The organism is Proteus sp. fly-1013 (genome assembly GCF_040140245.1).
GTDB classification, from domain to species: Bacteria; Pseudomonadota; Gammaproteobacteria; order Enterobacterales; family Enterobacteriaceae; genus Proteus; species Proteus mirabilis_B.
This window is the reverse complement of record NZ_JBEEWD010000001.1, coordinates 232,422-245,955: the sequence shown is the minus strand read 5'-3', so window position 1 is coordinate 245,955 and position 13,534 is coordinate 232,422. Positions and strand designations below refer to the sequence as shown.

Here is a 13,534-nt window from a genome sequence, read left to right as displayed (position 1 = left end):
ATTTTATTCTTCTATCTTCATTTTATGCTTAATCAGCTAATAATTTCACTTAATGGATATTTTCATTAAATCATAGTTCAAGATAGCCGTAATAAAATTTACTCAACTATTCGATATATACCCATTTTGTTCGCTTTTCAATCAATTAAAGCCTCTTACACCTAAACGTGGTAGGCTCGTTACCTTCAATAAATATTTTAGATTTATCTTAATTTCTGTATCCACAACATCATAAGTAAATGTTATAATCCGATTCACGTTATTAGTTTATTTTATAATTTGAGCACACTCAGTAAGGAATAGAAATGCTATCAGGGTTATTGATTATCCTACTTCCGCTTTTTGTAGGGTATTTGATTAAGTTAAACAATCGCCCATTACTTCATCTGGCAAACCGCCTACTTAGCGCGATGGTTTACGTTATCCTATTTCTAATGGGCGTAAGTTTAGCCATGCTAGATAATATTGGTGAAAACTTAGTCTCAATTCTTTCTTATGCCAGTGTTTTCTTTTTATGTACCTTTGGCGCTAATTTACTGTTTTTATGGCTACTGGATAAAAAAGATCCTTGGCATGTCCCTGCCCATAAACAGTCCAAGCCCCCTTCACGCATAAAAATGGTACTTGAATCACTGCAATTATGTGGTGTCGTTGTTGTAGGTTTCTTTGTCGGTTTAACAGGCTGGTCAATTTTCCACTATGCCTCTCATGCCAGCCAAGGCGCACTTATCTTCTTACTTTGGTTAGTCGGTTTACAATTACGCAATAGCGGAATGAGCCCAAAGCAAATTCTTATCAACCGTCGTGGAACAACTGTTGCCGTCGTTATGGGTGTTAGCGCACTTGCTGGAGGAGCATTAGCGGCTTACTTACTAGGATTACCGATGAAAATGGGATTAGCCATTGCATCCGGTTATGGTTGGTATTCATTATCGGGTATTGTGCTTACCGATGCATTTGGCCCCGTTATTGGTAGTACTGCATTTTTCAATGATTTAATGCGTGAATTAGCAGCAATCATGCTTATTCCTATCATTGTTAATCGTTATAGAAATACGGCATTAGGGATTTGTGGTTCAACATCCATGGACTTTACCTTACCTGTATTACAAAGAAGTGGCGGTGTATCCATCGTTCCCGCAGCTATTGTGCATGGATTCGTTTTAAGTTTAATCACACCAATCTTGATGGCGTTCTTTACTTCATAGAAAAATCAGTAACAATAGAACGATAACGTTCTCTTTTTACAATGGATTAACAATGAATCAACAGCGTGTATTAGTACTTGGTGCAAGTGGACATATTGGTCAAAATCTTATTCCAGCTCTGATAAAACAAGGTCATCAGGTCACCGCAGGTGCCCGTAGAGTTGACTGGATGATGTCTCAAGGTTGGGAAAATACACGCTGTATCTTTGTTGATTTACATGATCCAGAAACCTTAAACAAAGTAATGCATGATACGGATATCGTTTATTACCTTGTTCATAGCATGGGTGATGCACATAATTTAGTTGAACAAGAGCGTAAAGCGGCAATTAACGTTGTAGAAGCGTTAGAAGGCACCGATGTTAAACAAATTATCTTTTTAAGTGCCTTACAGCATGAAGATCAACAATATTCGCCTCATCTTATTGCCCGAAAACTTACGGGTGAAGTGTTAAGAACCAGCTCTGTTCCTGTGACTGAAATCCGCACCTCAATGATTGTAGGACCCGGCTCTGCTGCCTTTGAGATCATGCGTGATATGGTTTATAACCTTCCTATTCTTACGCCACCACGTTGGGTTCGTTCTAAATCCTCCCCTATTGCTCTCACAAATTTAATTCACTATTTAACTGAAATTATTCATCACCCCACTCATCAACATCGTATTTTTGATGCTGGTGGTCCTGAATACATTAGCTATCAAACTCTTTTTGAGCGCTTTATTAAAATCTCAGGTAAAAAGCGAGTGCTGATCCCGCTACCTATGCCGGGTAGTCTTATTTCTGCGGGCTTTATCAGTATGATAACCTCAGTACCAACCTCAATTGCTAAAGAGCTTATTCAAGGGCTTAAATACGATCTCCCTGCCAACGATGAGCCGTTACGCAAACTTATTCCTCAGACTCTCATTAAATTTGATGATGCGGTAAAAGAAACACTCGCAGATGAAGAAGCCGCTTTAGATAACCAAGACTGGGGTTACTCTCCGGCTGTTCGTAATCGCTGGAAACCCGGTTATGGCTATTACCCTAAAAATGCAGGTTGTACAGTATCTACACCGGCAAGCGCAGCATCCCTTTGGCATACAGTGCAACAAATCGGCGGAGAGCAAGGCTATTTTTATGGCAATGCGTTATGGAAAACTCGCGCCATTATGGATGATATTGCTGGAAATAAGGTCACTTACGGACGCCCTTCTAGAGAAACGTTAGAACTTGGCGATATGATTGATGGCTGGCGAGTAATCAAACTAGAGCCTGAAAAACAGCTTACTCTATTATTTGGAATGAAAGCTCCCGGTTTAGGCAGACTCTCTTTCACGATCCACGACAGTGGCAATCTTCGCTCAATAGATGTTCGCGCTTGGTGGCACCCAGCAGGTTTTAGTGGATTACTTTATTGGTTCGCCATGATGCCTGCGCACTTATTTATTTTCAAAGGTATGGCTAAAACCATAAGTACTAACGCTTACAAACTGGATAAAAATTCACCTGACGGTGAAAAAAAATAGCCAAATTACCCATTTTTACGTAAAAAAACCACTTTATTATGCAGTTTTAGTTGCATAATTATTCTTACCGTTTTATTATTTGAACCAGTTAATGACTATTCAGAAAAAACGCATGAGTATTCAATTAAAAAATATAAATTGTTTCTACGGTTCGCACCAAGCACTCTATGATATTAATCTAGAATGCTCTGCCGGTGAAACAATGGTTCTATTAGGACCAAGTGGTGCAGGTAAGAGCTCACTAATGAGAGTTCTTAATTTATTAGAAATGCCACGTTCAGGCGAATTAGAAATTGCGGGTCTACATTTTGACTTTAGCCAACAGCCTAATGCAAAGGCAATTCGTTCATTACGCCAAAATGTGGGCATGGTATTTCAACAATACAATTTATGGCCACATTTAACGGTTCTTGATAATTTAATTGAAGCGCCTTGTCGTGTATTAGGTTTATCAAAACCGCAAGCCAAAGAAAAAGCGATGAAATTGCTTGAGCGTTTACGTTTAAGTGATTACGCAGGACGTTTTCCTCTGCATTTATCTGGAGGACAACAACAACGTGTTGCTATTGCAAGAGCATTAATGATGGAGCCTCAAGTTCTCTTATTTGATGAACCTACAGCAGCATTAGATCCTGAAATTACAGCTCAAGTTGTTGATATTATTAAAGAGCTATCTGAAACGGGTATTACACAAGTCATTGTGACCCATGAAGTTGAAATTGCACGCAAAGCCGCGAGCAAAGTTGTATATATGGAAAACGGCCGTATTATAGAGCAAGGTGATAACTATCATTTCACTGCTCCACAAACGGAAGCTTTTGCTAATTACTTGTCACACTAAATCAGGATCAGACAATGAAAAAAATATTATTTGCAGCACTTCTGACCAGTATTACACTTTCTGCAACTGCGGCTGAGAAAGAGACAATTCGTTTTGCAACTGAAGCAACGTATCCTCCATTTGAAATGATCGATGCGAATAATCAAATTGTGGGATTTGATGTTGATTTAGCCAATGCAATGTGTGCAAAAATTAATGCTGATTGTACCTTTACCAATCAGTCATTTGATAGTTTAATTCCTAGTCTGAAATTCCGTCGTTTTGAAGCGTTAATGGCGGGTATTGATATTACGCCAGAACGTCAAAAACAAGTTGATTTCACCGATTCTTACTATGATAACTCAGCAGTATTTATCACAGTAACGGGTAAAATCTCTGATGTAGCAAGCCTAAAAGGCAAACAAATTGGTGTACAAAATGGGACAACCCATCAGAAATTCATCAATGAACAACACAAAGAGATGAAAACTGTTCCTTATGACAGTTACCAAAATGCGGTATTAGATCTTAAAAATGGTCGTATCGAAGCTATCTTTGGTGATACTGCTGTTGTTAATGAATGGCTGAAAAAGAATCCTGAATTAGGTATTGTAGGCGACAAAGTTGCAGATCCTAACTACTTTGGTACAGGTCTTGCGATCGCGGTAAGAAAAGGTAATGCTGATTTACAAGATAAATTAAACAAAGCATTAGCTGAAGTAAAAGCTGATGGCACCTATGATGTCATTTATAAAAAATGGTTTGAATAACAATAATAGCTTAATAAATGAATGAAATAACAACTCTAGCAGGTGCGGCCGTTACAACGGTCTCACTTGCTATTTCTGCTCTTATCATCGGATTAGTTCTAGCTATGCTGTTTACAGCTTGGGAATCCGCGAGATGGAAAGCCTTTGCTTTCTTAGGAACATGCTGGGTAACACTAATTAGAGGACTACCAGAAATGCTGGTGGTTCTTTTTGTCTATTATGGCACCCTACAAGGTGTCATGATGCTAATGGATGGAATTGATCTCGGTGCTTTCACCTTACAAGTTGATTTTGGTGATACTGAATCATTACCTTTCTATTGCGGTGTTATCGCCCTTTCACTTCTTTATGCATCTTATGCTTCACAAACTTTACGTGGTGCATTAAAAGCAGTACCAACAGGACAATGGGAAGCCGGCCAAGCATTAGGTATGGGTCGTATTACTATTTTCTTCCGCTTTATCATGCCTCAAATGTGGCGTCATGCTTTACCGGGGTTAGGTAATCAATGGTTAGTTCTATTAAAAGATACCGCTTTAGTCTCATTAATCAGTGTTAATGATTTAATGTTACAAACACAAAGTATCGCTAACCGAACTCAAGAGCCTTTTACTTGGTATAGTATTGTTGCATTGATTTATTTGGCAATTACTTTGGTCAGTCAATATATCCTGAAATGGTTAGAAATGAGAACGACTCGATTTGAACGGAGTGCCTCATAATGTGGGATTATATTGTTGATATTTTACCGGGATTACCAACAAGCCTGTCTTTAACAGTCGTGGCTCTATTGGTTGCATTTACACTTTCGGTTTTAATGACTTTTGTTTTGGCACTCAAAACACCTGTCATTAGCCAAATAGTCAAAGCCTATATTACCTTATTTACGGGTACGCCTTTATTGGTGCAGTTCTTCTTAATCTATTATGGTCCAGGGCAATTTCCTGTGTTGAAAAATTTCCCAACAATGTGGGAGTTATTATCAACGCCGTGGTTCTGTGCAATGGTCACATTAGCATTAAATAGTGCAGCTTATTCAACCTTACTTTTCTATGGTGCTGTAAGGGCGATCCCATCTGGACAATGGCAATCTTGCCAAGCATTAGGAATGTCACCAGTACAAACAGCAAGAGTGATATTACCTTACGCATTTAAGCGTGCACTTTCATCATATTCCAACGAAGTAGTTTTGATATTCAAAAGTACCTCACTTGCCAGTACTATCACCTTACTTGAATTAACAGGTTATAGCCGACAAGTCTTTGGTCAAAGCTATGATGTGATGGTTTTTGTTGCAGCAGGTATTATTTATCTGTGTATCAACGGAATACTGACACTCTTAATGCGATTAATTGAGAAGAAAGCCTTAGAGTTTGAGCATCGTAATTAAAAACAAGCAAGCAAAACGAGCAAGCCAAGCTATCAATAAAAAAACACCCCAGTAGTTTTCGCTCTGGGGTGTTTTTTTTATATTTGAATAAACAACAAATACATGTTCTATTCTTGCGTAGCCTGTTTTTCTATTAACGACTCTTTATGGCTTACTCGGTAAGCGTTCAGTGCTAATAAACTACCCAGTAACATCACAATAGCTAACGCTAATTTAGGTTGTACTGGTGAAGCCAGTGCCGTTAAACCAAAGGCTGCACCACCCGCCATTTGAATAAAACCCACTAATGCAGAGGCAATACCTGCTGTTTGTGAATAAGGCTCAAGAGCATAACTTGTCGCTGGTCCCATAATAAAAGCAAGACCCGCGCAAGCACTTGCTACGGGCAGCATATAAATCAGCCAATGATTTTGTATTTCAGCAGGGATAAATATCAAGCTACCTAACAAACTCACACAGCCCAATCCCATTAATCCGCTTCCTAAGATCAAACAAATAGGTCTACCAACACGGTGAATAACACGGTTTGCATAAAAACTGACAAACATTATCCAAAAACCATTTACACCGAAAACAATAGAAAAAATTAGCGCTGATAATTTTGCATCATTCATTAATACAATTGGGGCAAATGACACATAGGTTAATGCCATTCCCATAGTGCCCGCATTCACTAATGCAAAAGTTAAAAAACGTTTACTACATAAAATCTCAAGGTATGTTTTACCTAATTTTTGTTTTGATTGAGCTGTATTTTCAGGCTTTGTCTCTGGTAAAAAACGAGTGATCAAAATTAATACAAGCACTGAATAGAAAATCAAGAACCCAAAAGGTGCACGCCATCCCCAATATTCAGCCAATAATCCACCTAATAGTGGCGCCAATGCAGGAATAATATTTAACGTGCCATTTAAAAAACCGAAAACGCGGGCGGCTTCATTACCATTAAAACAGTCACGAACGCAGGTAAAAGCCACAACAGAAGTACAGCACACCGCTGAAGCTTGTAATAATCGTGAAATAATAAAAAGCGTTGAATCTGTCGAAATGGTTGCAATGACAGAACCCACAATATAGATAAGTATCCCAGCGATAGCGATTGGTTTACGACCGAACTTATCCACCAAAGGCCCCGATATAAGTTGCCCTACACCTAGGACTAGAATAAATAAAGCGATAGTAGATTGAATAAGGGATACGCTACTTCCTAAATCTTGAGCAATTGTAGGTATCGTCGGTAAATAGAGATCGATTCCCAAAGGCCCCAATAACACCATCACTAATAACAACGCTTTTAAATTCTGCATAAAATAGAATGCCCATCTAATAAAAAAGAAAACGCCCGATGTTATCCATCGAGCGTTAAATGCTGATTTATACTAACACTCAATCACTATTTTGTAATAAATATCTTAGCTGTCTTGTAATACCAATAACGTAAGGACTTCATAGTGAGAAGTATGAGGAAACATATCAAACAACTGCACTCTATCTATTCGATAATGAGAAAGTTGCTGAATATCTTTTGCCATCGTTTGAGCATTACAGCTTGAGTAAAGGATAAAGCGAGGTTTCATTTTATTGAGATAACCGCACAATGCTTCACCAATACCTCGCCTTGGTGGATTAACAAGCACTAATTCAGGAACAGACTCTTTAGCTAATGCATAACCTGTTGAATCTAATGCTTGAAACTCGACATGCTCTAACCCTAATTCCTGAGCTGATAATCGTGCACATTCAATAGCTTCAGGGCTAATTTCAATACCTGTTAATTGGGTTAGTTTGTCTGCACAATGCAACCCAAAACCCCCTGATCCACAAAACATATCCCACAAATGCGTAATATTTAATTCTCTTACCCAACGACCTGCTGTGGCATAAAGTGATGAAGCCACCGCTGGATTAGTTTGAAAAAAACCTCTAGGGCGAATATGTAATGGAATTTGGTTAAATGATTCATCCAAGAACGTTTTTTCTGTCAGAATAATTTCTTGGTCACCTTCCAAAATAGCCATATGCACAGGTTGAATATTAACGGAGATAACCGCTAATTGAGGCAACTGTTCTTGTAACCAAGGAAGTGCTTTACGAAGTTGTTCTAGTTTTTTTTCTGAACGCAAAACAAAGCGCAACATCATGGTGTTATTACTTCGGCTCTCAGTTAATAAGATAAACTTGAGTTCACCACGACGGCGTTCGATGTCATAAGGTACTAGCCCTGCTTTTGCAATAAATGTTTTCAAAATAGAAAACACGGGTGCAAAAGAAACTGGATACAGTGGACATTCGCATAAATCGACAGCAACACCGTCTTTGGTTTTTAAGCCCAAGACGGGTCTTTCAACACTCCCGCTGACTACCATTTTTGCTTTATTGCGAAACTGCGCTTGTTCGCTTTCAACAGGCGCTAATTTATCAAAAGCATAATCTTCTGGAAGTAATGCTAATAAGCTGTGCTGTTTTTTCTTGATTTGTTCAGGATAAGCAAGAGAAAGCCATTCACAAGAATGACATTCACCCGCACTAAATCGTGCGCATTGCATAAGATTTTGTGACCGTTATGGAGATTAATATTAATGTACAGTATAGGAGGAGTCGGTTGATGCGCTATTTATCTCAACATCTTCGTCTTCATCTTCTTCTTCATTTTCACTTTCTTGTTTTTCACCATACAAGAAACCGTTATTAAAAATTTCGCTAACGACTTCAGCAGATTGCTCTTCTGCTTTTTGTAAGAACAGGTCGAATTGATTCAGTGAAATACCAGCTGCAACCGGGAATGATTGGCAGAAAACTAATTTTGGTAAGTTCTCATCACTAATTTCTAGAAATGTTTTAATAAATAAAGAGCTTGCATTAATTTGGCTTAGATTTGCCATTAATGGCACTATTGCTGACGGCTTTAGCTCAGCGATAGCGGTAAATACAAGTACGTCTTCAAGAATATCAATTTTGGCATCAAAAATACCACTGATATATTGAAGATGCGGTAAATGTAACGCCTGACAAGAGTCACATTCATAGTAAGCAATCTGTAGTTCATCAAGCCAAGACTTTAGCTGATCCAGATCGGTAGTCACAACAGCGTTCATTCAAATAACCTTTACGCGCAAAAAAAAGAGTGCCTGTTGGCATTGATGCTATTTTGCCACTTTTTCTATCTTGAAGGCACTAATAAATAGAAAAACTAAGAAAATTAAGCCAATTTACATATTGGTTTTTCTTAGTTTCTAATGCATTTTTGAGAAAAAACAGTCAACTATTCTTCGTTATTCTCGTTTTTCTTTTTACTCTTTGTGGATTTATGATCAATCCCTAAAAAAGTTAATCGATAAATAGCACGCCATACAATATGGATAGCAGGCGGGATCATGCAGATAACGCCCAAAATAACTAGCGTTAATTGTCCTGTATATGTTCCTAGCCACTGCGGAGAGGTCATATATTGATTGATATAAAGATAAGCAACCACTAATAAAATAATACCGATTATCTCAATGATGATAATGGGTTTTGGCATATCCGACAGTGATTTCATATCTCGATTTGAAGGCTTTTCCATTATTTCTCCGCTAAATGCTGTGTCACAGTCCTATCTCATTATTCGGCAAATTGGTATAATTTATCACACTAAAAGGCAATAACTGTTTTTGTTTAGCCTAATAAAAGGGCATAGTAACAACCAATAGAAACTATTATGCCTGAATTTTATTTCCTCAATAAGGAGTGTCGTATGTTTGTTGTCATTTTTGGTCGCCCAGGTTGCCCATATTGTGTTCGTGCGAAACAACTGGCTGAAACTTTATCTGAAAAACGAGACGATTTCGATTTCCGCTATGTAGATATTCAAGCTGAAGGAATTACAAAAGCTGATTTATCTAAAACTGTCGGAAAAGAAGTTGAAACTGTGCCACAAATTTTTATTGATGAAAAACACATTGGTGGTTGCACAGATTTTGAAGCTTATGCTAAAGAAAACTTAGGCATCTACAACTAATTCAAAAGCGCTAAAACAGTTTATTTATCAATATGTTTTAGCGCTTTCTCTTTTTTTATCCCTCATATTTTCTTTATCTTTCCTTTCTTTTTTAAAAAAAATTCTATTTATTTTCATTAGTCAGCGAACTTTCTTTCTAACTCGGAGTCTGAATTAGTGCCACTGCTTTTCTTTGATGTCCCCAAATATTGAGGAGCCCGATAGTTTCAACCCTTTTGGTGAAATAACTGTCGGGTTTTTTATTGCCTGAAATTTAGTAACACTCACCTTGCAAGGTCACGATAATACGACGACTACCGCCATGATTTCGATGTTCACCAAGATAAATTCCCTGCCAAATCCCTAAATTCAACTCACCTTGACTAATAGGAACAGTAACACTTTGTCCAAGTAAGCTACTTTTAATATGCGCTGGCATATCATCGCTGCCTTCATAGGTGTGAAGATAGTAATCTTCATCTTCTTTTACGCTTTGATTAAAGAAGCTTTCAAAATCACTTCGAACTGTCGGGTCCGCATTTTCATTAATCGTTAATGATGCCGATGTATGTTGAATAAAAAAATGAGCAATTCCGATTTTATATTGTCTTAGCTCTGGTAATTCTTGAATCAATGCTTGTGTAATTAAGTGAAATCCTCTTGGCCTTTCATTAAGGACAATATTTTTCTGGAACCACATAAAGTTATACCTCGTTGAAGATAAGAAAAAGAACGATGTGAGAGCAATAACATAAGCGCAATACTCTTTTTAAGAGTGCTTTAGCTCAGTTTGATATGAAACTGACAAATCTTTTAAAAAAAGCACAATTAAATAAGAAAAAAACACTTTACCCCTATTACTCACTCATTTACCCTTAAAAACTTGCGTATTATGTATCATAAACATCGCTTATCAGTACGACATGTATGGAGCCTACTTTGCTGGAACAATTCAATTTAGCCGTATTTTCAATGATGAATGCAACACCTGCGGCATCTCCTTTAGAAATCGGTACGGCGATAATTATTGCTAAGTACCTTGTCTATCTTTTTCCGTTATCTTTAGTGTTCTATTGGTTATGGGGTAATGAAAAACATCTTAGTCAGCAAAGAACATTAGTGTGCAAAGCTGCCGTCTCTTTAGGTATTGCACTTTCTATCTCTTGGATGATTGGAGCAATTGCGCCTCATGAACGCCCTTTTGCAGCTAACATTGGCTACAACTTTCTCGACCATGATGCGACACCTTCATTCCCAAGTAACCATGGTACGTTTGTTTTCACCATTGCTTTAGCTTATCTCTTTTGGCATAACAGCAAACGTATTGGCTATATTATGCTTGGTTTAGGACTTGCGATTGCTTGGGCGCGTATCTATCTTGGCGTGCATTGGCCAATCGATATGATTGGTGCCTTTATCGTTGCTCTACTTTCTTGTGGCCTTTGCCAGATCTTCTGGTCTAAAGGTGGCGATATACTCCAAAAATGGGTACAAAGGCTCTATCAGCTCTGTTTTGCCTATCCTATTCGTAAAGGTTGGACAAAGGCCTAACCTTTCTAATACCAAAAAAGACCACATTTATTGTGGTCTTTTTTTATATTTAGCTTAAGTAACATTGCCCTTCAATATATTAATATATAAATAAAAATATTCTCTATTATTATATTATTTGTCCAAAAATAAATATGTTGTTATTTTAATCAAAATAAAACTTTTATATTCGTTATATAACAACCTACCAAACTCATTTATTAACAAATTCACTGTCGTATTTATAAACAATATTCTACTTATAAAAGAAATATAGCTATATTCATTTCATAAAACAAAAGAAATTCATTAATAAATAATCATATTGCATCGTTTCTATATTCTTTTGTCTAGTTTTAAACATTAATTAAAGAAATTTATTTATTGTTTTATTTCAACAAGATACACGGTTAACACAATGTTTTAATTGTAAACAAAAATAACCTAATTGATTTTAATCATTTATTTTCTAAATAATAAAAACACCTAAAAATAATCATTAACATATGAACATTTAAGTATTTAGCTTTATTTTATACTTACTTTAAAACTGGAAAGTTATTTCAAAATGTTTTAAAAACCCCCTCTAAAAACACAAAATATAAAAAATGTTACATTTTCAGGTTTTTCAGTTATATTTAGCATTTGAGATGGTGATCACGGTAGTTTATCCTGAAAAACACTATATTCTGCACCTCTTAAGTCTGGATATAAACTTATTGAATATTTTTTCAAATTTTGAAAGAGCTTAATTCTTTTGAAATTTAAAGATTTTTATCTGTGGTAATTGAAGATATTGAGATAACACCAGGTACTCAATGCACTCATTTATTCATAATTAAATTTATGCCGTGATTATTTCTAAAAAGAAATACAATCACGCTCTTATTTTTTATTCATTATTTTTTTTACCGCGTTATTTCGGAGAGTATTATGGATACAACCAAAGTTGGTTCTATCGCGTCGGGTAACACCCAAGGTGATTACAAAGCATGGCGTAAGTCAGATACAGTATGGATGTTAGGTTTATACGGTACAGCTATCGGTGCTGGCGTCCTATTTTTACCTATCAACGCAGGGATTGGTGGTTTAATTCCTCTGTTGATCATGTTAGTACTTGCATTTCCAATGACCTTCTTTGCACACCGTGGTATGTGCCGCTTTGTGTTATCAGGTAAAAACCCAGGTGAAGATATCACTGAAGTTGTTGAAGAACACTTTGGTAAAACAGCAGGTAAATTAATCACCCTGCTCTATTTCTTCGCAATTTATCCTATTCTATTGGTTTATAGTGTTGCTATCACCAATACAGTAGAAAGCTTTATTGTGAACCAAATGCACATGGCTGCACCACCTCGCGCAATTTTATCGCTGATACTGATTGTCGGTATCATGTCGATTATTCGCTTTGGTGAACAAGCTATCGTTAAAGCAATGAGCGTATTAGTATTCCCATTTGTTGCAGTTCTAATGGTCTTAGCTCTGTATCTTATCCCTGAGTGGAATGGTGCGATTCTTGATACTCTCTCTTTTGATCACGCAACAACATCAGGCATGGGTCAAGGCCTATTAGTAACCTTATGGTTAGCTATCCCTGTAATGGTGTTCTCTTTTAACCACTCTCCAATCATCTCTGCGTTTGCTGTTGCAAAACGTGAAGAATACGGCGAAAACGCTGAGAAAAAATGTTCACGCATTTTAGCTTATGCACACATCATGATGGTTATCACTGTAATGTTCTTCGTGTTTAGCTGTGTATTTAGCTTAACACCAGAAAACTTAGCTGAAGCAAAAGCACAGAACATCAGTATCCTGTCTTACCTTGCTAACCATTTTGAAGCACCTGTTATCGCTTATATCGCTCCATTTATTGCTTTCGTTGCAATTACTAAATCTTTCTTAGGTCACTACTTAGGTGCTCGTGAAGGTTTCAACGGTTTAATCATCAAATCACTGCGTGAAAAAGGTAAAACAATCGAGAAAGATCGTTTAAACAAAATCACTGCACTGTTTATGCTGGTTACAACTTGGATTGTTGCAACATTAAACCCAAGCATTTTAGGTATGATTGAAACATTAGGTGGCCCAGTTATCGCAATGTTACTGTTCCTGATGCCAATGTATGCAATCCGTAAAGTACCAGCGATGAAGAAATATGAAGGCCATATCAGCAACGTATTTGTTGTAATTATGGGTCTTATCGCAATCTCAGCTGTTTTCTATAGCTTAGCTAACTCTTTCATGAGCTAATAAGACATCTCGTGGCTACTTTCTTAACCGGAAGTAGCCACTGCAGCTTTAGGTTTCAAAACTGACACTTAACACTC

General features: G+C 37.1%; 14 protein-coding genes. 9 read left to right on the top strand and 5 right to left on the bottom strand.

Features of this window, described 5'->3' with window-relative positions:
* Window positions 1–305 precede the first annotated feature (305 nt).
* From ABN236_RS01125 to artM, 6 genes are all read left to right on the top strand, one after another.
* The gene (locus tag ABN236_RS01125) at window positions 306–1,208 is read left to right on the top strand and encodes a LysO family transporter (RefSeq protein ID WP_075672475.1); all 903 of its coding nucleotides are present in this window, start codon (window positions 306–308) and stop codon (window positions 1,206–1,208) included.
* A gap of 52 nt (window positions 1,209–1,260) precedes the next feature.
* Window positions 1,261–2,718 (top strand): DUF2867 domain-containing protein, encoded by a 1,458-nt coding sequence (locus ABN236_RS01120; protein WP_349473184.1) that lies wholly within the window; start codon window positions 1,261–1,263, stop codon window positions 2,716–2,718.
* Between the two features lie 112 nt (window positions 2,719–2,830).
* Window positions 2,831–3,559 (top strand): arginine ABC transporter ATP-binding protein ArtP, encoded by a 729-nt coding sequence (gene artP / locus ABN236_RS01115; RefSeq protein ID WP_088493315.1) that lies wholly within the window; start codon window positions 2,831–2,833, stop codon window positions 3,557–3,559.
* A gap of 14 nt (window positions 3,560–3,573) precedes the next feature.
* Window positions 3,574–4,308, top strand: coding sequence for an arginine ABC transporter substrate-binding protein (artJ, locus tag ABN236_RS01110; RefSeq protein WP_023581291.1), 735 nt, complete (start codon window positions 3,574–3,576; stop codon window positions 4,306–4,308).
* 17 nt (window positions 4,309–4,325) lie between these two features.
* Complete coding sequence (gene artQ, locus ABN236_RS01105; protein ID WP_088493316.1) at window positions 4,326–5,030, top strand: arginine ABC transporter permease ArtQ; 705 nt, start codon at window positions 4,326–4,328, stop codon at window positions 5,028–5,030.
* Complete coding sequence (gene artM / locus ABN236_RS01100) at window positions 5,030–5,698, top strand: arginine ABC transporter permease ArtM (protein ID WP_075672481.1); 669 nt, start codon at window positions 5,030–5,032, stop codon at window positions 5,696–5,698. Before artQ ends, artM begins: the two co-directional genes overlap by 1 nt.
* Before the next feature lie 107 nt (window positions 5,699–5,805).
* On the opposite strand, the gene ABN236_RS01095 is transcribed toward artM, so the two are convergent.
* The 4 genes from ABN236_RS01095 to ABN236_RS01080 all read right to left on the bottom strand — a co-directional run bounded on the left by ABN236_RS01095 (window position 5,806) and on the right by ABN236_RS01080 (window position 9,263).
* Entirely contained in the window at window positions 5,806–7,005 is a 1,200-nt protein-coding gene (locus ABN236_RS01095; RefSeq protein WP_349473183.1) for a multidrug effflux MFS transporter, read from the bottom strand.
* Between the two features lie 105 nt (window positions 7,006–7,110).
* Window positions 7,111–8,244, bottom strand: a complete 1,134-nt coding sequence (gene rlmC, locus ABN236_RS01090) for a 23S rRNA (uracil(747)-C(5))-methyltransferase RlmC (RefSeq protein ID WP_349473182.1) — start codon at window positions 8,242–8,244, stop codon at window positions 7,111–7,113.
* Between the two features lie 30 nt (window positions 8,245–8,274).
* On the bottom strand, window positions 8,275–8,793 hold the full coding sequence (locus ABN236_RS01085; RefSeq protein WP_088493319.1) for a type III secretion system chaperone family protein: 519 nt from the start codon (window positions 8,791–8,793) through the stop codon (window positions 8,275–8,277).
* Window positions 8,794–8,960: 167 nt separating this feature from the next.
* Complete coding sequence (locus ABN236_RS01080; protein WP_349473181.1) at window positions 8,961–9,263, bottom strand: YbjC family protein; 303 nt, start codon at window positions 9,261–9,263, stop codon at window positions 8,961–8,963.
* 171 nt (window positions 9,264–9,434) lie between these two features.
* Here ABN236_RS01080 and ABN236_RS01075 point away from each other — a divergent pair, with 171 nt between their 5' ends.
* Window positions 9,435–9,698 carry a GrxA family glutaredoxin gene (locus ABN236_RS01075; RefSeq protein ID WP_088493321.1) on the top strand — a complete coding sequence of 88 codons (264 nt, stop codon included), beginning with the start codon at window positions 9,435–9,437 and terminating at the stop codon, window positions 9,696–9,698.
* 253 nt (window positions 9,699–9,951) lie between these two features.
* Here ABN236_RS01075 and ABN236_RS01070 read toward each other — a convergent pair whose 3' ends face one another.
* Window positions 9,952–10,377 (bottom strand): secondary thiamine-phosphate synthase enzyme YjbQ, encoded by a 426-nt coding sequence (locus ABN236_RS01070; RefSeq protein ID WP_088493322.1) that lies wholly within the window; start codon window positions 10,375–10,377, stop codon window positions 9,952–9,954.
* 239 nt (window positions 10,378–10,616) lie between these two features.
* Here ABN236_RS01070 and ybjG point away from each other — a divergent pair, with 239 nt between their 5' ends.
* Together ybjG and ABN236_RS01060 are read left to right on the top strand one after the other, a co-directional pair.
* Window positions 10,617–11,228, top strand: coding sequence for an undecaprenyl-diphosphate phosphatase (gene ybjG / locus ABN236_RS01065; protein WP_194952129.1), 612 nt, complete (start codon window positions 10,617–10,619; stop codon window positions 11,226–11,228).
* A gap of 912 nt (window positions 11,229–12,140) precedes the next feature.
* A complete protein-coding gene (locus ABN236_RS01060; protein ID WP_349473180.1) occupies window positions 12,141–13,457 on the top strand; it encodes an HAAAP family serine/threonine permease in 1,317 nt (438 codons plus the stop codon).
* The last annotated feature ends 77 nt before the right edge of the window (window positions 13,458–13,534 follow it).